Source organism: Metamycoplasma orale ATCC 23714, assembly GCF_000420105.1.
Taxonomy (GTDB): domain Bacteria; phylum Bacillota_I; class Bacilli_A; order Mycoplasmatales; family Metamycoplasmataceae; genus Metamycoplasma; species Metamycoplasma orale.
Genome location: NZ_ATUH01000003.1, coordinates 25885 through 50032, shown reverse-complemented (window position 1 = coordinate 50032; position 24148 = coordinate 25885). Strand labels below are relative to the sequence as shown.

General features: G+C 25.2%; 22 protein-coding genes, 1 tRNA gene and 1 pseudogene. 9 read left to right on the top strand and 15 right to left on the bottom strand.

The features are described from left to right. Nucleotides 1-314: 314 nt before the first annotated feature. Both rpmA and rplU read right to left on the bottom strand, forming a co-directional pair. Nucleotides 315-569 (bottom strand): annotated as a pseudogene (gene rpmA / locus F795_RS04655) (50S ribosomal protein L27); the annotation flags it as partial. Beyond that, complete coding sequence (gene rplU, locus F795_RS0101050) at nucleotides 569-874, bottom strand: 50S ribosomal protein L21 (protein WP_022935892.1); 306 nt, start codon at nucleotides 872-874, stop codon at nucleotides 569-571. The pseudogene rpmA and the gene rplU, both read right to left, overlap by 1 nt. Before the next feature lie 218 nt (nucleotides 875-1092). Between rplU and F795_RS0101045 the strand changes: the two genes are divergently transcribed. The 8 genes from F795_RS0101045 (at nucleotide 1093) to F795_RS06335 (ending at nucleotide 11986) form a co-directional block, all read left to right on the top strand. Further along, nucleotides 1093-2751, top strand: coding sequence for a ribonuclease J (locus F795_RS0101045; RefSeq protein ID WP_022935891.1), 1659 nt, complete (start codon nucleotides 1093-1095; stop codon nucleotides 2749-2751). 9 nt (nucleotides 2752-2760) lie between these two features. Continuing rightward, complete coding sequence (locus F795_RS06350) at nucleotides 2761-3795, top strand: MFS transporter (RefSeq protein ID WP_022935890.1); 1035 nt, start codon at nucleotides 2761-2763, stop codon at nucleotides 3793-3795. 66 nt (nucleotides 3796-3861) lie between these two features. Further along, nucleotides 3862-5814 carry a hypothetical protein gene (locus F795_RS06345; RefSeq protein WP_022935889.1) on the top strand — a complete coding sequence of 651 codons (1953 nt, stop codon included), beginning with the start codon at nucleotides 3862-3864 and terminating at the stop codon, nucleotides 5812-5814. A gap of 81 nt (nucleotides 5815-5895) precedes the next feature. Then, nucleotides 5896-6552, top strand: coding sequence for a LemA family protein (locus F795_RS0101030; protein WP_022935888.1), 657 nt, complete (start codon nucleotides 5896-5898; stop codon nucleotides 6550-6552). Nucleotides 6553-6745: 193 nt separating this feature from the next. Then, nucleotides 6746-8689 (top strand): DNA topoisomerase (ATP-hydrolyzing) subunit B, encoded by a 1944-nt coding sequence (gene gyrB, locus F795_RS0101025; protein WP_022935887.1) that lies wholly within the window; start codon nucleotides 6746-6748, stop codon nucleotides 8687-8689. Nucleotides 8690-8740: 51 nt separating this feature from the next. Further along, entirely contained in the window at nucleotides 8741-9496 is a 756-nt protein-coding gene (locus F795_RS06340) for a phosphotransferase (protein WP_027120246.1), read from the top strand. A 48-nt stretch (nucleotides 9497-9544) separates the two neighbouring features. After that, nucleotides 9545-11005 (top strand): phosphotransferase, encoded by a 1461-nt coding sequence (locus tag F795_RS0101015; protein WP_022935885.1) that lies wholly within the window; start codon nucleotides 9545-9547, stop codon nucleotides 11003-11005. Between the two features lie 12 nt (nucleotides 11006-11017). Beyond that, entirely contained in the window at nucleotides 11018-11986 is a 969-nt protein-coding gene (locus F795_RS06335) for a hypothetical protein (protein WP_022935884.1), read from the top strand. A 63-nt stretch (nucleotides 11987-12049) separates the two neighbouring features. On the opposite strand, the gene F795_RS06330 is transcribed toward F795_RS06335, so the two are convergent. The 9 genes from F795_RS06330 to F795_RS06320 form a co-directional block, all read right to left on the bottom strand. Next, nucleotides 12050-12769: a hypothetical protein gene (locus F795_RS06330; protein ID WP_022935883.1), complete on the bottom strand. Its 720-nt coding sequence runs from the start codon at nucleotides 12767-12769 to the stop codon at nucleotides 12050-12052. A gap of 1 nt (nucleotide 12770) precedes the next feature. Next, complete coding sequence (locus tag F795_RS06325) at nucleotides 12771-13127, bottom strand: hypothetical protein (protein ID WP_129619125.1); 357 nt, start codon at nucleotides 13125-13127, stop codon at nucleotides 12771-12773. A gap of 596 nt (nucleotides 13128-13723) precedes the next feature. Further along, the gene (gene lysS, locus F795_RS0100995) at nucleotides 13724-15202 is read right to left on the bottom strand and encodes a lysine--tRNA ligase (protein WP_022935881.1); all 1479 of its coding nucleotides are present in this window, start codon (nucleotides 15200-15202) and stop codon (nucleotides 13724-13726) included. A gap of 120 nt (nucleotides 15203-15322) precedes the next feature. Beyond that, nucleotides 15323-16051, bottom strand: coding sequence for a YebC/PmpR family DNA-binding transcriptional regulator (locus F795_RS0100990; protein ID WP_022935880.1), 729 nt, complete (start codon nucleotides 16049-16051; stop codon nucleotides 15323-15325). A 66-nt stretch (nucleotides 16052-16117) separates the two neighbouring features. Beyond that, entirely contained in the window at nucleotides 16118-16753 is a 636-nt protein-coding gene (gene upp, locus F795_RS0100985) for a uracil phosphoribosyltransferase (RefSeq protein WP_022935879.1), read from the bottom strand. Nucleotides 16754-16771: 18 nt separating this feature from the next. After that, nucleotides 16772-17440 (bottom strand): deoxyribose-phosphate aldolase, encoded by a 669-nt coding sequence (gene deoC / locus F795_RS0100980; protein ID WP_022935878.1) that lies wholly within the window; start codon nucleotides 17438-17440, stop codon nucleotides 16772-16774. Between the two features lie 43 nt (nucleotides 17441-17483). Continuing rightward, nucleotides 17484-18782, bottom strand: coding sequence for a thymidine phosphorylase (locus F795_RS0100975; RefSeq protein WP_022935877.1), 1299 nt, complete (start codon nucleotides 18780-18782; stop codon nucleotides 17484-17486). A 1-nt stretch (nucleotide 18783) separates the two neighbouring features. Further along, on the bottom strand, nucleotides 18784-19494 hold the full coding sequence (gene deoD, locus F795_RS0100970; RefSeq protein ID WP_022935876.1) for a purine-nucleoside phosphorylase: 711 nt from the start codon (nucleotides 19492-19494) through the stop codon (nucleotides 18784-18786). Nucleotides 19495-19678: 184 nt separating this feature from the next. Continuing rightward, on the bottom strand, nucleotides 19679-20569 hold the full coding sequence (locus tag F795_RS06320) for a DegV family protein (protein ID WP_022935875.1): 891 nt from the start codon (nucleotides 20567-20569) through the stop codon (nucleotides 19679-19681). 153 nt (nucleotides 20570-20722) lie between these two features. Here F795_RS06320 and tyrS point away from each other — a divergent pair, with 153 nt between their 5' ends. Then, nucleotides 20723-21961 (top strand): tyrosine--tRNA ligase, encoded by a 1239-nt coding sequence (tyrS, locus tag F795_RS06315; RefSeq protein WP_022935874.1) that lies wholly within the window; start codon nucleotides 20723-20725, stop codon nucleotides 21959-21961. A 45-nt stretch (nucleotides 21962-22006) separates the two neighbouring features. Here the strand turns inward: tyrS and F795_RS0100955 are convergent, their stop codons facing one another. From F795_RS0100955 to rplM, 4 genes are all read right to left on the bottom strand, one after another. Then, complete coding sequence (locus F795_RS0100955) at nucleotides 22007-22954, bottom strand: lipoprotein 17-related variable surface protein (RefSeq protein ID WP_022935873.1); 948 nt, start codon at nucleotides 22952-22954, stop codon at nucleotides 22007-22009. Between the two features lie 147 nt (nucleotides 22955-23101). Further along, nucleotides 23102-23178: transfer RNA gene (locus F795_RS0100950), tRNA-Ile, on the bottom strand. 64 nt (nucleotides 23179-23242) lie between these two features. Further along, entirely contained in the window at nucleotides 23243-23671 is a 429-nt protein-coding gene (gene rpsI / locus F795_RS0100945) for a 30S ribosomal protein S9 (RefSeq protein ID WP_022935872.1), read from the bottom strand. Further along, nucleotides 23671-24105: a 50S ribosomal protein L13 gene (rplM, locus tag F795_RS0100940; RefSeq protein ID WP_022935871.1), complete on the bottom strand. Its 435-nt coding sequence runs from the start codon at nucleotides 24103-24105 to the stop codon at nucleotides 23671-23673. Before rplM ends, rpsI begins: the two co-directional genes overlap by 1 nt. Between the last annotated feature and the right edge of the window lie 43 nt (nucleotides 24106-24148).

Sequence of the window (24148 nt, the reverse complement as noted above, 5' to 3'; positions counted from 1 at the left end):
CAATTTTTCGTTTGCAATTTTTTAATATTTTAATTTGTTTGTAATAGAATAAAGTTATAAGCAACAAGCGTTGCACTTCATACTTCATTCAAGCACTTGGATTAATTTGTCCAAGTTTTTATTAACTATTTATCGTTTTTAGGTTTAGCTACAACTTTTTTTGTTGTAGTAGTTGCTTTAGGTTTTGCTACTTTTGGAGTTGTGCTAGAAGTTTCTTTTTTAGGAGTAGCTGACTTTTTAGGAGCGGCCACTTTTTTAGGTTCAGTAACTTTTTTAGGTTCTTCTTTTACTGAAGTTTTTGCTTTGCCTTTAATTTCTTTTTCAGCATAAACACAAGCAAATTTTCTATTTCTTCTATCTTCAAATTTAACAATACCATCTATTAATGCAAATAAAGTATGATCTCTTCCCATTCCAACATTTTGTCCTGGAAAAATTTTAGTACCACGTTGTCTACAAATTATTGTACCTGCATGAATTAATTGTCCATCGGTTGCTTTAATTCCTAGTCTTCTTCCAGCCGAGTCACGGCTGTTTTTAGTTGTTCCACCAGCTTTTGTATGTGCCATTATTTAGCTCCTTCAATTGAAAGTATTTTAACACGTGTATATGGTTGACGGTGTCCTAATTTACGCTTATGTGTACTTTTTGCATTATGACGATAAACAACTATTTTTTTGGCTTTACCTTGTTTTTCAATTTTACCTACAACTGAAAAACCTTTTAGGTAAGGAGAACCAATGTTTTCATTGACAACTAAAACTTTGTCAAATTTAACTTTATCTCCTTCTTTGCCTTCTATTTTTTCAATAAATATTGAATCACCAACTTTAACAATTATTTGTTTTCCGCCAGTTTCTATGATAGCAAACATATTTACTCCTTATATTTTGTCACATCTTTAAGGTACTTAATAAGTTTGAAAACCTCTTTAGAATGGTTACTCTATAAGTAACATATAATATATTACCAAATTTTAGAAAAAAAATTAAAATTAACTGCTTTTTTATGCTATTATATTTTCAATATAAATATCTAACTTTTTCATTTTAATAATTTATATTATCAATTGATAATATTGAAAGGAAAATAATGACTAGTAATAAAATAAATTTCTTTGCTTTAGGTGGCTTAGATGAAAATGGTAAAAACTGTTATATTTTAGAAATTAATTCAAAAATATTTATTATTAATTTTGGTACTAAAGTTCCTATTAGTTCTAATAATGGAATTGATACTTTAATTTGTGATTATGTTTATTTAGAAAAAAGACAAAAAGATATAGTTGGACTATTTTTAACTGATGTGCATAATGAAAGCTTTTCAGGTATTCCTTGACTTTTATTAAAAATTAAAGGTCTAAAAATATATACTTCTGCATTTAATAAAATTGTTTTGATGGATAGAATTTCTAAATATGATATTCAAAACAATAGTTTTGAAGTTAAAGTAATTAACAAAGAAACTACTTTTGGCGAAGTAATAGTTAAGCCTATTGAAGTTGCTGGTTCTATGTCAGGCCAAGTTGCTTTTAATTTTTACACAAATGAAGGAAACATATTGTTTTTAACTAATTTTGTTGATGGCGATTTAGGACCTTATGGTAAAACAAGTATTGATAAAATTAAACAATCTTTCAATGGTAAAGAGCTAAAAATGCTTATTATGGATTCAGGACATTCTAACTATCCAGGCACAAGTATAGAAAAATTATGAGTATCGCAAAAAATTGAACACAAATTTAAGGAAACTGATAATAGTAAAAGAATAATTGTTGGACTTTATGATGAAGATATGATCACAGCTCATGAAGTTTTGCTTTTAGCTAAAAAGTATAACCGTCCAGTTATTACATATGGAAGAAATTATTCACAATTAATTAATTTAATATCTAAAATAGATACTTCATTACAATGACCAAAATTTATTGATTATCGTAATGCCAATGATGTTCAAAATGCTGTTATTTTAGTTACAGGTGCAATTGAAAGATTATATTTAAGATTTGTTAGAATTGCAAGCGACAATGACTTATATTTAAAATTGCGTAATGATGATGTCATTATTTTTATGGCTCCTCCAGTTAATGGTTTAGAAGTTAACTATGCTTATACATTAGACGAAATTGCAAGAAAAACATATAATATTACTGAACTTACAAGTGATCAATATTATTCATGTAACCCAGCTAAAGAAGATATTAAAAAATTTGTTAAGGAACTTAAACCTAAATATTTTATTCCTATTCAAGGACTTTATCGTTATTTAGTAGTTGCTACGCAAGCTGCTAGAGATATTGGTATGAACTTAGCTAATTGTATAGTATTACAAAATGGAAAAATTGCAGAGTTTGATAATTGACAATTAGTAAGTCAAAAAAATGTCATGAAAAATATTGGACATATTATTATTGATGGGTTTGGAATTGGTGACATTTCTTCAGAAGTAATTAAAGAAAGAGAAAACTTAGGACGTGATGGAGTTATTGCTCTTTCAACTTTAATTGATTATAAGAAAAAAACTCCAATTGGTGAATTGCAAATAAATTCTTATGGAGCAATTACGAAAGACAATAAAGATATAGTTTATAATATTATTAATGACTTATTTAAAAAACAATTTGAAGGAAAAAGTCCTAAAGAAATAAATTTAAAAGAGATACAAGAACATTTAAGAAAAACAATTAAAAGAAAAATTTATCGTATTATTGATAAAGAACCATTAATTGTTATAACTTTATATGAAATATAGGAACTTAAAATGGCAAAAAACCCAAACATTATAACAAACAGTGATGATAGTGTTGAATTTAAAATTAGAGATCACAACAAAATACGTTTAACTAAGGAAAAACAATATTTTGTTTGAAAAGATACTAATTTATTATGAACTATCTTAATTATGTTTTTAGTGTTTTTTATTGTTATTTCATTTTTGGATATTAAATGAGTAACAACTTTACATTCATATACTATAAATGTATTTTTTGGTGTTTTTTCAATTTTAATTTATATATGATGTATATTATTTTGCTTACGCAAATTACTTAATTTAAAAAAGACATATTCAAAATCAATATTTCACTTTAGCTTGTGACGTTTATTTGTATTTATATTAGGAATTGTTATTTTTGCAAGTACTATTTATTATGTTTCATATCATATTAAAGGTTATGAAGCTAAAGATACTTTTAAAAATGTATTTAATGAATGATTTAAATTATTCAAAAGTAGTAATAATGAATTTTTACCATATAAATTTTCACCAGGAATTATTGGTACATTCTTTTATGCTTTATTTTCTTCTTTTGGAAAAACAGGCGGCATAGTCTCATCATTTATATTTTCAATAATAATTTTAGTGTTTTCATGCTTAGTATTTTTTATTAGTGATTATCATTTTATGTATTTGTCATTTAATAAAAAACGTCGTGAATTTGCTAGAAATCAAATATTCAAACTAAAAACAAATCAAGGTGTTAGATATGTGTCTACAGACATTTTCAAAAGTAGCGAAAATAATGAAGAATTAAAGAAAAAAATAATAGATAACGATTCTAAAATGCTAAAAACGAATGATGAATCTAATGTTGAAAAAAATATTAAGGATAAATTAGATAAAACTGAAAACTTTTCGATAAATTTAGAAAGAGAAAATATTAAAGAAAATTTACCTAAAAATTTAGACCCCAAATTAACAAATGAATCAAAAACAAATAACGATTTTGATGATGACGACCCTTTTTATACAACTACATTTGAAGAAATAGAAATTAATAAAAATAATAAAGATTAAATTAAAATAAAATAAAAGTATAATTATATTAATTATACTTTTTATTATGTTTTTAAGGAGTAAAGTATGGAAGATAATAATTTTAAAGAAGATGGAATAGTTAACGAAATAAAAAACGAATTAGATGAAACAAAGATAAAAAATTCAAATGAAGTTCAAGATTATACAGCTGAACATAATTTAGATTTAAATTTAATTTGACAAAACCCAATCAAAAACTTATATGAAAAATTTGTCAATTCTTTTCATAAAACCTATGACAAATTTATTTTAAATTCAAAAGAAATTTCCGAGTCAAAAGATTTAGTAAATAATTTAAACGAAAAAATTTGTTTGGAACGTAAAGAAATTTACAATGCCAAAAAAACTAATAAAATTTCAGGTAGAAAATTTGCAAATGGATTAATTTTTTTCTTATTTTTTATTCTCATTGGATTATGTTTTATTCCAATATTCAAAAAGAATAAAAGAATTATTAATGAATTTAATTATTTTAGTAGTGAAAAGAAAAAAGTTATTAACAATTTAATTAGTGAAAAGAAATCTTCTTTATTGAAAGCTTTTGGAACATACAATTTAGTAGAATTAAAAGATACTTTTTTAAGTATATATGGAATAAGCAAAGTTAGAAATATTAAACACAATGAGATAGCAATAATAGAAAATTTAAAAGGTTTTGCTTCATTTGTTTCTATTAATAAATATGACATTAGGAATAGTTATATATATGATATTTTATATTCATATATTTACATTAAAGATATAGTGACTTCAGGAAGTGCAACAATAACAATAAGTTCAGGTGATAAAACATATACACAAGTTATAACAGCATATCACACTGAACCAACCCCATTCCTTGATAGAGAAATTTGTTATTTAATTCCAACCAACTATTTACCTTCATTAAATTTTATTCGTATGTCCCATGCAATATGATCTGATAAAGATATAAAGAAAAAACAAAAAAATGGTGAATCTATTCCAGAAAATATTGAGTTTGCTAAAAGATTTGATTATTATTACAATGACGAAATAAAATATTTTCAATATTTCCCATTAATAACTCAAAATAATTTCGTAGGATTTGAGGCATATTTTAAACAAAACAATGTTCCTAACTTTGATATTAATAAATCACAAAATGCTTTGCATTCTTCATCATTAGCTTGCCACAATATAGAATCTTATCATGAAAATCCATATTATATAGTTAGAAATATATTATCTGATGATGAAATTACTTTCGATAAACTTGCAAACGATATAAAAATAGAAATTTGAAGATCTGCGCAAAAAATTTTTCAATTTTTAACTATGGCTTATTCTAACAAAAATATTTGTCTTGAATCTTTCAAAGAAATTGGTGAGCAATATTTATCTGACTATTTAGATGATAAGCAATTTTCTAGTGATATAAGTTTGGAATATATACATATGTTAAATTCATTATGTGGATCTAATTTCTTTAAATTTAAATACGCACGTTTCAATAATACTAGACCAATTTATTTTAAATATGTAAGTCATAAAAAATATTTAAATGTTATCGAACAAATAATTTCTATGAATTCATGATATTCTGAAGACTTAATAGATATTGTTTATAAGAGTGGAACTAGTATATCTGTACCATTTACTAGATTTTATCCAACTAGTGAAAATAAGATAGTATATGTATTTCCTAAGTTTCACTTAAATTCAAAAAGTGGTATTATAATTTCAAGACCATGTGAAACTACATCATTAACTTTAAATAGTAATTTCCAAGACCCTATTATTGATGAAGCTATTAAGGTAAATAATATAGAAATTAGCGCTGATGTTTATAAATATTGTGCTACAAATGTAATTCAATCATCTGTACAACTAATAGACTATTTCTATAAAAAGTTTCCATTGCTTAAAGACAAATCATATTTTGTTATAAATAGTACAATTAGTGCAATATATTTAGATGATAATAAATCTCCTTATTCTTTGGAAGAAATTTCTAACTTTTTAGAATCACTTTTATAATTAATTAAATTTAATAATATATAATTTATAGATAATATAAAACAATTTTTTATTTATAAATTTATATAAGAAAGGAAAAAAATGTTATTTGATTCAAGAACAGAACAAAACACTCAAGGTTTTAAACCAAACGTTGACAATGCAATTCGTCCTGCAAAAGCAACTGGCGGACAAAAATTCATAATAATTTTGTTTATTATTCTTACTTTAGGCTTAGGTTATATTTGAGTTATTGTAAGAAAAAATGATTATCGTAGAAGACAAATCAATATTATGAATGCATCTTCAACAATCCAAGCAGCTCAAGCTAAAAGATATGCAACCTTAACAAAAATGTTAAATGTTGTATTAGGTTATGCACAACATGAAAAAAGTACTTTAACTGAAGTTACTAAAATGCGTCAACAACTAGCATCTCTTTCTAATGAAACTGATACTGCTAAATTATCTTCAGGTTTAGAAGCAATTAAAGCAGGTTTAAATATTCAATTAGAAAGATATCCAGAATTAAAAGCTGATAGACTATACTTACAACTAAGTAGTGAAATTTCTTTACAAGAAGATGAAATTTATGCAGCAATTAGAATTTACAACCAAAAAGTTACCGCCTTTAACTCAGAAATATACAACTTTCCAATTGTATATGTTGCTGAAAAATTACAACTTCACAACATGGCTTTATTTGAAGCAAGCGAAAAAGAACGTGCTGATGTTGATTTGAGTGCATTAGTAAAATAAGGTTTGAAATACAAATATTAAATGGCTAACTTAGCCATTTTTATTTATACTTTTTTAAGTAAAAATTGCCTTTAAAAATATGCATTTTTAATGTATTTTTCTATATAATTTATATATATTATTTAACAATAATATTTTTTAATTATTAACATATTAAAATTAAGAATTTTTATTTAAAAGAAAGGTATAAGATATGGATGATACAACTAAAGAAAAAAAATATCGTGCAAGCGATATTCAAGTTTTAGAAGGTCTAGAAGCTGTTAGAAAAAGACCAGGGATGTACATTGGCTCAATAGGTTTTAGAGGACTTCACCATTTAATTTGAGAAATTGTAGATAACTCTGTCGATGAAGCTATGGCAGGTTATGCAACACATATTAATATAAGATTGCACCCAAATAATGTTATTGAAGTTACTGACGATGGTCGTGGTATGCCTGTTGATATTCATGCTAAGACTAAAAAAAGTGCCGTTGAAACTATTTTAACTGTTTTACATGCTGGTGGAAAATTTGATAGTTCTAACTATAAAGTTTCTGGTGGACTTCATGGTGTTGGTGCTTCTGTTGTTAATGCTTTAAGCGATTGTTTTGAAGTTTGAGTTAAAAGAGATGGCGAATTACACTATCAAAAATATTTAAATGGTGGACATCCAGTTAAACCACTTGAAGTAATTGGTAAAGTTAATAAAGGCGAAACAGGAACTAGAATAATGTTTCATCCTGATTATACAATTATGGATAAAGTTGACTTTGACTTTATGACAATTATTGACCACGCTAAACAAATTGCTTATTTAAATAAAGGCCTAACAATTTCTTGCGAAGATATAGAAAAAAATACTCTAAGAACTTTTTACTTTGAAGGTGGAATTATTGACTATGTCAATGAACTTAACAAAGGTAAAAAATTAACTATTCCTAAAGTTATTTATGCAGAAGGAACATTTAAAGATAAAACTCCCGGTAGCGAAAATGTTGTAGTTGAAGTTGCTATGCAATATAATGAAACTTATACTGCTAACATAGTTTCTTATGCTAACAATATTCAAACTGGTGATGGTGGAACGCATGAACAAGGTTTTTATGATGCTTTAACTAGAATTTATAATAATTATGCTGAAGTTAATAAATTGTTTAAAAACAAAGAAGAAAAAATATCAAGAGATGATGTTAAAGATGGTTTAGTTGCGATTATTTCTATCAAGCACACTGATCCTATTTTCGAAGGTCAAACAAAAGGAAAACTTGAAAATAAAGATGCCAGAGTTGCAACTAACAAAGTTATTTCTGAAACTCTTGAAAAATACATGGCTGAAAACCCTGACCACGCTCGTGCAATTATTGATAAATGTTTACTTGCTCAACGTTCACGTTTAGCTGCTGATGCTGCTAGAAATGCTTCTAGAAAAAAAGACGGATTGGAATTTGGTAATTTACCTGGTAAACTTGCAGATTGTACTTCTAAGAATGCTGAAATTACTGAAATATTTATCGTCGAAGGTAACTCAGCTGGTGGTTCAGCAAAAATGGGTCGTGATAGAATGACACAAGCTATCCTACCACTTCGTGGTAAAGTTATCAATTCAGAAAAAAATGATTTTCAAACAGTTTTAAGTAATAAAGAAATTGCTACTATAATTCATGCCTTAGGTACAGGAATTAAAAACGAATTTAATATTAACAAATTAAAATATCACAAAATTGTTATTATGACCGATGCCGATGTCGATGGTGCGCACATTACAACTTTATTATTAACATTCTTTTACCGTTATATGCGTCCATTAATAGAATACGGATTTGTTTATTTAGCTCAACCCCCACTTTATAAAATACAAAATGGAAAATCAGTTGCTTATGCATATAATGATGCTCAAAAAGAAGAAATACTTGCAAAATTAGAAGATAAAAAATCAGTAACTATTCAAAGATATAAAGGTCTTGGTGAAATGGACCCCGAACAACTTTGAGAAACTACTATGGACCCTGCAGCTAGAAAAATGCTACAAGTTCAAATTGATGATATTGCAAGTTGTGATACAGTATTTTCAACTCTTATGGGAGAAGATATTGAACCACGTCATGACTTTATTGAAGAAAATGCAAAATATGCAAACAATATTGATTTTTAATTAACTACATTAGTATATTAAATATTAATCAAATAAATTAAAGAGTTAACCATAATGGAATTATTAGAAAATCAAGGTTTTACTAATAAAACATTTCGTAATAAAGAAAAGAACACTTTCATAAAACAAAAGTTTTATGATTCTTTTAATCATAAAATTGACTATAAAATACTTAATGTATTTAAATTTTCACCTAAAGTACTTGAAGATAATAAAGATATATTAGAAACTGAATGAATAGAAGGCAAGACATTAGGTCCTAGTGACAAAACCAAAGAACGTTTAGAAAAAATTGGGAAAATGTTAATAACTATTCATAATTCAAAATTACAATTTCCTAAACAAAATGATTTATCTAGACGTTTTAAAACATATTTAGCAAAGATTAAAAAATTAAATAAGAAAGTACCAATTGTTAGCAAGTATTATAAAAAAATAAATTTATTTTTAAAAAACATTGATACTTCAGCTCCTTGTCATAATGATCTTTGGTTATTTAATATGATTGAAGACAAAAATAAAAACATTTTTTTAGTTGATTGAGAATATGCTTCCATGGGCGATGTACATTTTGATTTAGCTTACTTTATTGAAAGCAGTGAACTTACAAAAGAAGAAGAAAAAATATTTTTAAAAGCATATGGCGATGATTATGAAGAAAAATATTTACTAATACATAAAATTTTAGTAAATGCTTTGATCGTGCTTTGGGTTAATAAGCATGCAGTTAATCCTTTTCCAGATACTCTATATAACAGCAAAATTGAAAAGTACATGAAAGAATATTTAGAAAAATATAAGAACTAAGTATTTTTAATAAAATTAAAAATATATTAAATAGAAATGAATTAAATAATGTATAAAAAAAATAAATATCAAAACAAAAATTATGAAAATCTTAAAAAAGTTTCTGAAGATATAAAAACGATCTTTGGTGAAGATGTAGCTAAAAATCTTTCTAATCTTCGCTTTTATTATGAAGGCTTTCATAATCAAACATATATTGGTAAGTATGAAGATTTATGAGTGCAAGTTAGAGTTCCTAAAAAAGTTGTTGATGTAGATTATTCTAATGAAATGGCAATTACTAAAACATTTAAAGATTATTTATTTGTTAAAGATGGATATATTATTAAAAAGTGATTTCCTGGCCAAGATTTATTCAAAATAACAATGGATGAAAAAGTTAAATTTTCACTTTTTAATTGTATTCAAAACTTTCAGGAATTATCGGTTACTTTAAAGCCCTTTAATTGAAACTTATATAATATTAATGATCCTAAATATTTAGAACTTTTAGAAAAATATAAAGATGAGCCTTTAGTAGTTAGCCATAATAATTTAAAAAGACATAACGTTTTGATTAATAAATATGGATTTTTAAAACTTATAGATTTTGAGTTCTGTGCAATGAATTCTAAATATGTAGATCCAGTTTGTTTACATATATTTTTCAAAATAGATAAAGAAGAAATTATTAATTTCTTCGATTTAGATCTTGATAAGTTTGAAGATTATATTTATTTAGTTCAAACATTTTCTAAAGCATTATACGATAATACTTATTCTAAATTAGATTTACCTCAATCTAAAATTACTGATTCTTTTTTACAATTTCAAGATAGAGATTATTCTATAAGTAATAAATTTATTATTCAAAAATTTAGAAATCAATTTGATAATAGGCTTGACATAAAAGAAATTGAGAACTTTTATTTCGTGCCAATTTGTGTTTATGAAGATAATGATAAAATTATTTGAAGATGATTGAATTGTAATTCTGTATATTTCTTTAATCAGAAACAATTAAAAGCTTTGGCTAATGCGTTAAGAATATGCCACGATTCACCAGCTAAATTTCCATCATATATATTGGAAGAAAAAATAGAATGATATTTAGGGAAAATTAATCATGCTGAACTATATAGTGAAATAGGTTCAAAAGATAATGTGTATAAGATTTTAAAATGAGTTAAGGAATTAAAACCAGATGCAAATTGTCATAATAACTTAAGTTTAGATAATGTATTTTTTAGCGACGAAAATAATGTTTATATAATTGATTGATCTGTCGCATATTATAATAATAGATTTTTAGATATCGCGTATTTATTTGAAAGTGTTGGATTAAGCTATGAAGCTGAAAACTACTTTTGAAAATCTTATGGAATTTCAAAACCAAAAGATTTTAATAAGTATAGAATTATAAGTAACTTTACAGCATATTTATATAATAAGACTCTTAACGGAGATTATAGTTTAGCAAATATAAACATGAAAAGAATTATTGATCTTTTAAAATTAGAAGAAAAATAGAAAAGGTTTGATATGGAAAACAATAATATAGAAAAAAATACAAATATAGAAGACAACAGTAATTTAGAAGATAAAAAAAACTCTAAAAAAATGAAGCCCAGAACTAAAAAAATATTATCTAATGTTTTTTTATTTAGTTCTTTAGCAACTGCATTTTTATGTGTTACTATTATTCCTTTTGCTTTAAATAAAAAAATTAATCAAAAACGTACTAAATACTTTTTTGATCATGATATTGCTGATAGTTATACGAAAAAAGATTTACTTGAATTTGCTTCTAAAGAATTAATTGCCGATAAAGAATATGAATATTTTATATCTGAACATGAATTAAACATGTCTTCTAGTATCTTAGACTTAAATGAAAAAGAATTAGTTAGCGCTAAAGGATGAAATGAAATCAAACCCCCACTTGTAAGAATAAGTCAAGATGTAAGTTTTTTTAATAAAACTTTTGAAGCATTTTACTTAAATAATAGTAAATATGCCAAAAATCACCCAAGAGAACTTAATGAAAAAATTAGTGGTGTTAATTTCGAATTCGGAGAATTTGATTATTTAACTTTTCTTAATGAATATTATACTAGTTTGTATAATGACCAAGTCAATGAAAATGATCGTGCAAAAAAAGATAAGCAAGTAAAAGAATTAACTAAAAAACAACTTACTATTGATAAATTTAACTATTTAGATAAAATTATTTCAACTTTTGTCTTTGTTGTTAATAAAAACAATAAAAGCTATTATATTGATTTAAAAAACAATTTTAAGGCAATTGTTGCTAAAAAGTCAATTGATGAGCTTAAAACGTATATAAATGCTACTATGCAACAATTTTCTAACAAATATAAAGATAAAAAAATAACTTACACACTTGAAAAAGCAATATTTAAATATAAAGGAAAAATGGATGCAGACTTTAGTAAAATAGAATCTCTTTCATTTGACTTATACATTAAATTTAAAATTAATATTGAATAATTATAAAGCGCAGCAAAAACAAATCAAAAAAGCAAATAACTTAATATTATTTGCTTTTTGTTTTTAAAAATATGGTTTACAGTTATTTAACTTTTCAAATAAATAAAGCCTTAGAATTGATAATTCTTCATATGTAGATATTTTATTGCCGTTAACATATACATTTTCTACATCCTTAAATGTAAAATAATTTAACTTATTTGCATTAAAAATATTATTTTTAAAACACATTTTTTTAATTGCATTTAAATCAAACTTTTGACTTAATTGTGGTTTTGAATTTTTAAACTCAATAATAATTGTTTCATTAAGACTTTTAAAAAAATCGCTATTTTTTCAGTCATTAGTTTCTTCTTTAAAAAAACTAATTTCATATCTATCTACAACTGGCATTATGTGATGCATTTTGTAATGAATTTCCAATTTTAGTCATTTATTGAAAGAAAGCATAATTAAATAAGGAAATATCATATTTACAAAAAATGAAACATATATAAAGATTTTATTTAATTGTAAATTAGCAAAAATTAATATCATTCCAAAAACATAATTAATTACTAGAATTGGTACTGCTAATATACAATACTTACCAGCATTAATTAAAAACATTTTTCTAAAAAAGCTTTTTGAAATACTTAATCTATTTTTTTCTAAAAATTCAACTGCTTTTAAATTAAAAAACATTTTTTTATTAAAAATACTTTTTTTAAAGATTAGTATTCATATTATTGAAAATAATAATGTAGTAGGTCAAAGTATATAAATAATCATTTTTATTGTCATTTTAAAAGTCCTTTATTATATTATTTATAATTAAAAAGCGTAAATAACTAATTTGTTCTCGATCAAGATATTCGCTTTTTATTTTTAATTTTAATGATTCAGTGGCTAAAATAGAATCTATATATAAAAGTTTATCATCAAATAATTTATATTTTTTTAATAGTATTTTTTTTAATTTTTTATAATTTGGAAACATTATAGGAATTAGTTCTTGATACTCAGAAATATAATAGATTTTTATTTTTGTGTCTTCAATATATTTATTAATTATTCAAAATTTTTCATTTGCTAAATTGATATTTTTTATATCCAAAAAATAAGATTCACAAGTTTCTTTGTTGTTTATAGTTAAAAACATTTTATACTTATTTTTCAATTTGCGTATTTTTCAAACTAAATATATAGTTGCTTGTGACATGACTATTATTATAAATAAAGGTAATAAAATTCAAAACACTTTTATATCAATAGATTTTGATTGCTTAAAAATATTTACATTTAAAATAATTAAACTTAGTATTAGAAACCAGTTAATAATATATAAAATTATTACGATTATTTGCACAATTTTTAATTTTTTAAAGTATTTGTTTAAGTTTATGTCAACATAAAATTTACTTTCCAAAAAATAACTTAAATTTTCATAATTAAATATTATTTTTCTAAGACTTAAAAAGTAAATAGTTATAATACAAAATTTAATTATTACAATGGGGATGAATAAAAGCATTTTCTCCTAACGTTATATTTTTATTTTTTTAATATATAACTTTTTATACTTAAAATAGTTATATTTTAATCATTTTTAATTATAGACTAAATAAATATAATATTTAATTTAAAAACATCCCAAAAATTATGGGATGTTTAAGAAAACAAAAGTTTTACAATTTAGTCTAAATTTTTTTGTCCTAGTTAAAAAATTTAACGCTTTTAATTTATTTAAATAAATTATTAATTATTTTTTGTATCTTTAAGTTGTGGGAATAAAAGTACTTCTCTAATAGAATCGTTTTCAGTTAATAACATAACTAATCTATCAATTCCAATACCACATCCTCCCGCTGGACACATACCATATTCTAAAGCATTAACAAAGTCTCAATCAATTTCGTTAGCTTCTTCATTACCAGCTTCTTTTTCAGATAATTGTGCTTCAAAACGTTCAAGTTGATCAATTGGATCTGTTAACTCAGTAAACATATTCGCAAATTCTTTTGTATTAATAAATAATTCAGCACGATGAGTAAATCTAGGATCTTTTTCATCTTTAACTGCTAGCGGACTAATTTCAATTGGATGTCCATAAACAAAAGTTGGTTGAATTAAAGTTTCTTCTATGTATTTTTCAAATAAATCATTAATAATATGACCTAAAGTATAATATTTTTCAACTTTAATTCCATGTTTTTTAGCAACTTTAATAGCTTCTTCATTGCTTAAGTTTCTTACGTCTAAGTCAATTTTTTCGCTAACTGCATCTACCATATTAATTCTATTAAATGGGAATTTAAATTCAATGTCTTTACCATTAAATTTAACTTTCTTAATATTTAATTTTTTACATAAGAATTTAAATAATTCTTCAGTTCTATTCATCATTCCATACACATCTGAATAAGCTTCATAAAATTCAATTGATGTAAATTCAGGGTTATGAGTTGTATCTACACCTTCATTTCTAAAAATACGTCCAATTTCGTAAACTCTTTCAAGACCTGCTACTAAAAGTTTTTTAAGAGGAAGTTCGGTTGCAATTCTTAAATAAAAGTTTTTAGATAAAGCGTTGTAATATGTGATAAATGGTTTAGCAGCAGCTCCACCTAAAATTGGGTGTAATACAGGTGTATCAACTTCTAAATAACCTAAATTATCAAAATATTCACGAATTGTTTTGATAATTTTAGTTCTAAGCATAAAAGTTTTTTTAACTTCAGGGTTTACGATCATATCAACATAACGATGTCTATATCTTTCTTCTACATCTGAAAGACCATGAAACTTATCTGGTAAAGGTTTTAAAGCTTTTGTTAATAATGAAACTTTAGAAGCCTTAATCATTAAAGCATTAGTATGAGTTTTAGATAATAAGCCGCTTACTGATACAATATCACCTAAATCAAGTTGTTTGATAACTTCTAATGAATTAGCATCTAAAACATCGCCAGTTTTATTGATATATGCTTGAATGGTTGCATTTTTGTCTTGTAATACAATAAATGGCCCTCTTTGAGCAATAACTCTTCCGTTTAGAATTACATTAACATTTTTGCTTTCAATTTCTTCACGACTTAATTTGTCATATTGGTCAATAAGTTCTTGTGATGTAAAGTTAGGTTTAATTGTTGAAGCAAATGCTAATAAGTTTTTTTCTTTTAAAGAAGCAATTTTGTTTCTTCTAATTTGTTCTTGTTCTGTAAATTTTCTTTCCATAATTTATTACCGTTTACTAAATATATTTTTTATATATTTTATATTATTTTTGTATTAAATTAAAAAATACATCAAAGAAATGTATTTTTTAAGGATTATTAATTAATTATATTAATTAAATTAATAAATAGCATTATGTATAACTTCTTGAACGTCATCATCATCTTCAAGCAATTCAACAAATTTTTCAAATTGTTCTACTTTATCTTCTGGTAAATTCACTTCTGAATTAGGGAAGTAGTTAACTTCAGAAGATAAATAGTTTTCAATTTTAAGTTGTTCATCAAGCGCTTGTTTAACTGCAGAGAAAGCTGCTGGTGAAGTGTAAATTATATAAGTATTATCTTCAACAACAAAATCATCTGCTCCTGCTTCTAAAACAATTTCCATTACTTTATCTTCTGGGGCAATTGATGAATCAATTTCTATTAATCCCTTGTAATCAAAAGTATAAGGCACTGTACCTTGTTTTCCTAAAGTTCCATTAACTCTAGTAAAATAATGTTTTATATTTGATGCTAATCTATTGAAATTATCTGTTAAGCAACTCACTAAGAAATTAACTCCACCAAAAGCAGTGCCTGAATAAACTAAACTTGTAAAGTTTGAACTTCCTTTAGCATCTCCAGCAACCTTAGCAATTGCCTTTTCAATATTAGCTTTAGGCATGCTTCTACTTTTAGCTTTAGCAATTGCTAATTTAAGCGCTGGGTTAGCATCTGGATTAGGTCCACCTTGAGTTGCTGCTACCATTATTTCTTTAGAAAATTTTTGAAACATTTTTGATCTTTTTGCATCTTGTGCAAATTTATGAACTTTTGTTGTTGCTCATTTTGAATGTCCTGACATTTTTTGTCTCCTTATTTTTTATTATATATTTTTATTTATTTTGCTATTTATTATTTTTATTATTATTTATTTTCCTTTGGTTCCGAATATTCTATCGCCAGCATCTCCTAAACCGGGAATAATATAATTATTTTCATTTAATTTTTCATCTTTTGATGCTAAATAAATATCTACATCTGGATGATTTTTTAATATTAGGTTAATTCCTTTGTCCACTCCAACTAAGCAAACTAATTTAATATTTTTTCAACCTTCTTCTTTTAGACTATCAATTGCATCATTTGCTGAGTTTCCAGTGGCTAACATTGGATCAACTAGTAAAACGGTGCTTTTTTCTTTAGAAACTTCTTGAGGTGTTTTATATAAATATTTAATTGGTTTGAAAGTTTTTTCGTCACGATAAAGGCCAATGTGTCCTACTCTGGCTTGAGGAATTAAATCTAATATTCCTTGTTCCATGCCTAAACCTGCTCTTAAAATAGGGATAATAATAATTTCACTATCTAAGGTTTTGCCAATTGTTTTAGTGTTAGTAGGTGTAATTACTTCTTTATCTTTAGTTTTATAGTCTCTTAAAATTTCATATGTCATAAGAGAAGCTATTTCATTTAAGTTGCTTCTAAATTCTTTGTGCGACGTATCTTTAGAACGCATAACTGTTAATTTTATTTGAATGAGTGGATGATTAATTAACTTTAACATTTTATAAGCCCTTATTTATTATTTTTGTGTTTTATTGTGTTCTTCAATAATTTGGCAAGTTTTAGAACAACCTATACGTGAAGCGCCACAATCTATCATGGTTTGAACATCTTCAGCAGTTTTTATTCCACCACTTGCTTTGATTAAAAGTTTATCTTTTGCAACTGATTTCATTATTTTAATATCATTTGCTGAAGCTCCTCTATATGAAAAACCAGTTGAAGTTTTAATATATTCAGCTCCAGATTGTAAAACAATTTCAGTAATTTTTTTGATTTCTTCATCAGTTAAAAGTGCTGTTTCAACAATAACTTTTAATAATGTTTTGCCACATTCTTTTTTAATTGCTTTAATTTCGTTTAAAACATATTCGTATTCTTTGTTTTTGAATCTTCCAATGTTTATAACCATATCAATTTCATCAGCTCCATGTGATATAGCAATTTTAGTTTCGTAAACTTTAACACTAGTAGCATTATAGCCAAGTGGAAAGCCTATAACAGTACAAATTAATAATTCTTTATTTTTTAAACTGTCTAGTCTTTCTCTTGCATATTTTACATAAGCAGGAGCTATACAAATAGATTTAACATTGTATTTTATTGCTTCATCAATTAATTTATCAATGTCTGCGCTTGTTGCTTGTGGAGCAAGCAAAGTGTGATCGAAATATTTATTATATTCCATGTTTTTAGTACCTCGTTTTTTTATTTAATATTATATTTATTTTTTAAATTAATTTAGCAAAAACAATTTGTTTATTTTGCTTTTCTTTTTCAAAAGAAATTGATTTGAGTAATCTTTCTTCAATTTCCTTATTAATTGGGTTTGATGAGTATAAAGTGAAAATTACATCACCTTTATTTACATAATCATTAGATTTTTTATTTAAATAAATTCCAGCATCAAAATCAATGCTATCACCTTTTTTCTCTCTGCCGGCACCTAAATGCATTGCACAAATACCAAATTCAATTGCATTGTTAATTTGTAAATATCCTTCTTTGTTAGATTTTACTTCAATTTTGTATTTAGGATTAAATCATTTATTTAAATTATCAAATAAAGTAATATCTCCGCCTTGTGATTTGATTCATTCTAAAAACTTATCATATGCTTTATTTGAATTCAATGCTTCATCCACTAATTTTTTAGCTTCAGTGTCATTCTTTGCTTTTTTAGCAAGCTGTAATAAAGAACTTGCTGAAGAATAAATTATATCCATGAAATCTTTTGGACCTTTGTTTTTTAAGGCTTCAATTGCTTCAATAACTTCTAATTTATTTCCAATAGCTTTTCCAAGAGGTTCATTCATATTTGTAATTTCTACAGCAACTTTTCTATTTAATTGTTTGCCAATAGAAATCATAAGTGAACCTAATTTTTTAGCATCTTCAATATTTTGCATAAATGCACCATTGCCACATTTTACATCTAGTAAAATGCAATGTGATCCTGTTGCTAATTTTTTAGACATTATTGAAGAAGCAATTAAAGGAATAGAATCAACTGTTCCAGTAACATCTCTTAAAGCATATAATTTTTTATCTGCTGGAACTAAATTATCAGTTTGACCAATAATAGCGATATTGTGTTTTTCAACATTTTCTTTAAAAGCTTTATCACTAAGAAAACAATTATAACCATTAATTGATTCAAGCTTATCTAAAGTTCCGCCTGTATGTCCAAGCCCTCTACCAGACATTTTGGCAATAGTTAAGCCTAGACTTGCAAGAAGTGGACACAAAGTAATACTTACTTTATCGCCTATTCCTCCAGTTGAATGTTTATCAACTACTAATCTATTAAGAAAATCTCAAGAAATAACTTTGCCTGAGTGCATCATAACTTCTGTTAAATAAGAAGTTTCTTCAATAGTCATGTTTTGTAGTTTAATTGCCATTAGTAAGGCAGAAATTTGATAATCTGGAATTTCTCCTTTAACATAGCCTTCTACAAAAAAAGATATTTCTTCTTTTGTAAGCTCTTTACCTTTTGATTTTTTGTTAATTATTTCTACTATAGACATATTAATAATATTCTACTAAAGAAAGTGCAAGTTCCATCATTCCATTAAATGAGTTTTGTCTTTCTTCACTTGTTGTATATTCTTTGGTTATTAAATTATCTGAAATTGTTAAAAGGCAAGCAGCTTGTTTATTAAGTCTTTCAGCTACTGAAAAAAGACCATATGATTCCATTTCAACGCAAATAGCATTTCCGCTATTTTTTAATCTTTCTTCAATAGATTTATCTGAATAGAATGCTTCTTCACTCATAACTCTTCCAATATTTAACTTTTTGTTTAATTTTTTAGCATTCTTTTCAATTAATTCATTTAATTTTTTTGAAGGTTTAGCAATAGTGTCTTTATTTCTTAAAAGTGCATCTCTAAACGCTACATTTTCTCCATAAGCATCATTAGCTAAAACAAGATCGTAGTTTTTAAGTTCTGCTTTAAAAGAACCGGCAGAACCAATTCTAACAATAGCTTCTACTCCATAAAAATTAAATAATTCATATGAATAAATCCCTATTGAAGCGACTCCCATTCCTGAAGCACAAACAGAAACTTTTTTTCCATTATATTCGCCAGTATACATTAAAACATTTCTAACGCTTGAAACTAGTTTTACATTTTTTAAATAATTGTCTGCTATATATTTAGCTCTAAGTGGGTCTCCAGGCATAAGAACTAATTTAGCAAAATCACCTTTTTTTGCTGAAATATGTGGTGTCATTATAATTCTCCTTATTATTTTTTTTCATTATTGTTTAAAACAATATATTACACTTTATATTGTACTCTTTTTTATCTAAAATATTGTTATGAATTACAAAATCAAATAACAAAAATTAAAAAAGCATAGTTAAATACAATACTATGCTTAATTTAGAGTTCTAAAAAATACATTTTTTTATATATTAATATTTTTTTGTAAATTTAAATAATTTATCTTTAATTTTAGGATCAACATTATCAATTGCTAAACAAATTGCGCCAACACCTGTATGCACTGCAACATCTACTGCATTATCAAATACTTCAACTTCTGAAAAATTAATAGCATTTTTTAGTTCTTCTGCTATTTCTTTTATATTAGAATTTTGACTATCAATTAAAATGAAGTAAGTGTTTTCATCAATTTTTTTGTTGTATTCTTTTTTCATATTAATTGTTTGTTTAAGTAGTGAGTTTCTAAACTTAAAACCAGTACCGTATTTTTCTAATCTTCCATCTTCTGTTCAACAAATAATAGGAACTATTTTTAATAATTTAGCAATAGCAGCTGCAGCTGGTGCTAAACGTCCGCCTTTAACAAGTGCATCATTAAATTCAGGAATTAGTAAAAATCTTGAAGATGCAGGAAGACTAAATATTTTAGTTGCTTCTTCAAATGATTTTCCAGCTTTAATTTCTTCTTCAAACATAAGCAAATCTTTTATCATTAAATATAAGATTTTGTTACTTTCCACAACAAAAACCTTATCATGATTTGCAAATGCTTTTTTTAACATATCACTTTGAGAAGAAAGTGCTTTAGAAATTGGATATATAACTATTTTGTCATATTCTTTTTCATATTTTTCAACAAGGGGAATAATGTCTTTTAATAAAGAACAAGATGTTTTAACTTCAGCTTTTTTAGGGTTTGCATTTCACAATTCAGCAAATTTTTCTATATCTATATTAACACCATTTTTGTATTCAATTCCATTAATATTAGATATTAATGGTAAAAGGTCTCAACCAAGTTCGTTTGCTTGTTTTTCGGTTAAACCGCAAGATGAATCGATAATTAATTTAATTTTCATAAAAATATTTCCTTTTCTTATTTATTATTTAGTTAATAAATATTTTTTTATAGTTTATAAAAGTTTATTTAGTTTAAAAATAATAATTAAATTATAATTATAAATAATTAATTTTTTAGAAAATGTTTGATTAGTAAAATAGGAGCAAAAAATATGAACCACAAGGAACTAATAAATGATTTAAAAAATCGTAATATTTTAAATAATATTGCTAATGAAGAAAAATTATATTTACTTGACAAAAATATTAGTGTATATGCCGGCTTTGACCCCACTGCTAAAAGTTTACATTTAGGTAATTATATTCAAATAGCAACTCTTCTTAGATTCAAACAATTTGGGATTAAACCAATAGCAATAATAGGCGGAATTACTGGAATGATAGGCGACCCTTCTTTTAGAAGTAGTGAAAGACAATATTTAGATGAAAAAGTTCTTTTAGAAAATAAAGCAGCTATTATTAAACAACTTAAATCATTTGATTTAGAAGTGATTGATAATTTAGACTTTTATAAAGGTTGAACGATTGTAGATTTTTTAAGAAATATTGGGACATTAATTAATGTAAATTATTTATTGAACAAAGAAAATATTGCTACTAGATTAGAACAAGGTTTAAGCTTTACTGAATTTTCTTATACATTATTACAAGGCTGAGACTTTAAAACATTATATGAAAAATATAATGTTAAGATCCAACTAGGCGGAAGTGATCAATGAGGTAATATTACCACAGGTCTTGAAATGATTAGAAAATTGTATGGCGAAAAAAATGATGCTGTCGCTATTGTTGCTAATTTACTTTTAGATGAAAGTGGTAAAAAATTTGGTAAGAGTACAGGTGGCGGAAGTTTATGACTTGATAAAGAATTAACTAGTCCATATTCTATATATCAATTTTTATTAAATCAAAGCGATGAAAAAGTAAATGAATTATTAAATTGACTTACATTTTTGGATGTTAATGAAATTAAACAAATTATTATCAAACATAATGAAAATAAAGCACAAAGGTATGCTCAAAAGATTTTGGCATATGAAGTAGTTAAAGATATTCATTCCAAAGAAATTGCTTGTCAATGTAAAAATATTAGTGATATATTATTTTCTAAAGATAAAAAAATATCAAGCCTAACTTTAGATGATATTTCTTTACTTAAAGGATTTTTACCATTATATAAATATAATGGAGAAATATTTATAGATTTTCTAAAAAATAATAATATAGTTTCTTCTAATCGTGAAGCTAGAGAATTTATTTCCAAAAAAACATTCATTATCGATGATTTTATAGTTAATGATGAAAATACAAAAATTGAATTTAATAATTTTTCTAAAAAATATGCAATCCTAAAAAAAGGCAAAAAAGAATTCTTTATTATTCAAAAATAATAACATCAAAAAAAGTTTGGGTGTCCAAACTTTTTTTGATCAACTTTATTTTTTAAATCCGCTTACTACAATTTCAAATGTACCAAATTCTACTGATTTATTTTTTGATCATTGTGTAACTTTAAAAGTAATTTCTCCTTTTGTATTATCAAATGATTCTTTTTTAATTGATGTATAACTATAAGCTCCTGATTTAGAAACTACAGAGTGAATTTTCTTAAATGCATCTTCAGCACTTATTTTATTATATTTTGATTCTTCTAAACCATCAAATAAAATTTTAGGGTCATTTTTATCAAGTTCAATGCCTTTAAATCCTTTTAACTCGTATGAAACTCCAAGTTGAACTTTATTGCCTTTTGTGTCAAGTTGATCGTAATTAATAATTAAAGAAGTACTTTTAATAATGTCTTTCTTAAGAATTTCATCATAAACTTTTTCTTCTGATACTTCTATTCCTCTTAATTTATAAGTATATTTCTTACTTTTTGATTCAAATTTAATTTTGTTTTCTTCTATTGAATATGCATAAAAGTTTTTGTAATCATCTGCATTAATTCCTTCAATAGAAAAAATAGGATCTTCTTCATCAGGTGCAAGTTCTTTTTTAAAACCTTCAACTTTTATTTCATAAGTTTTAATCAATTTTTGATCATTTTTATTTAGTTGATCAACTTTTAAGGTAATAGTTCCATTTTCTACATTTGATTCTAAAAGTTCAAACTCATAATCATATTGTGAAGAAAGACTTGTTAATTTAAAATTATCATGTCCTAAATCATTTACTGATAAGGTATTATATTCTTCCTTAGGGGTAATTTTATCAGGTTCATTCTTGTCAAGAATGATTTCAATTTTAACATCTGATTTTTCATCTTCCACTGGATCAGGTTTTGGAGGGTCTACAGGTTTTGTTGTAGTACATTTAGCAGCTACAGTTAAAGGTATTAATGGAGTGATTGCTAATAATCACGCAAAATTTATTTTTTTCATATGTTTCCTTTTTTCATTATATTTATTTAGAATAAAAAATATTCTACATATAAATTATATTATTTTTTGGTGTCTTATTATAATGATCGTAAAGTTAATAAAAAATATCACTAGTAATTAGTGATATTTATTTTCAATTTCTTGATATGGTGCGAACGAATGGACTCGAACCATCGACCACACGATTATCAGCCGTGTGCTCTAACCAACTGAGCTACGCTCGCATTACAGATATATATAATAACATAATTTATATATATCTTACTAAAATTTTTAAATATTCATTTATTAACGCTTAGAGAATTGACGTGCACGTCTTGCTTTTCTAAGTCCGTATTTCTTACGTTCTTTAACTCTTGAATCTACAGTTAAGAAACCAGCATCTTTTAATTTGTTACGGTATTCATTGTTTGAAGCTTCTAATAAACCTCTAGCAATTCCTAATCTAATAGCACCTGCTTGTCCTGTAAGACCACCACCATTAACATTAACAATAATGTCAAATGTGTTTTGTGTTCCAGTAACTTCAAATGGGCTTAAAGCATCTTTAATTAAAATATCTGAATTTAAATATTGTTTAGCTTCTTTGGTATTAATTAAGAATTTACCAGTTCCTGGTTTTATATATACTCTAGCAACAGAAGATTTTCTTCTACCTAAACCATAGTATCTAATTTCATTAGAAGATGATTTTTTAGTTTGTTCTTTCTTTGCCATTATTTAACCTCAACTTTAACTGGTTTTTGAGCTTCTTGAGCATGTTTTTCAAAAGCATATACAAAAAGATTTTTGAATTGTTTTCTACCTAATTTGGTGTGAGGTAACATTCCTCTAACTGCTTTTTCAATTAATCTTTCTGGGAATTTTTCTCTTAAATTACCAGCGGTAATTTTTTTAAGTCCACCAGGATATCCTGTGTGGTGGTAATAAATTTTATTTTCATCTTTTTTAGCTGTTAATAATACGCTTTTTGCATTAATCACTACTACACAGTCTCCCATATCTACATTTGGTGTAAATGAAGGTTTATTTTTTCCACGTAGCATTGAAGCAACTTTAGCTGCTAATTTACCTAAAGGTATGTTTTTAGCATCTACAAGGTATCATTTCTTTTCGATGTCTTCTTTTTTTACAATAGTAGTTTGACGCATTTTTTTCCTTTATAAAAATATAATTTGCTAAAACCTCAAAACA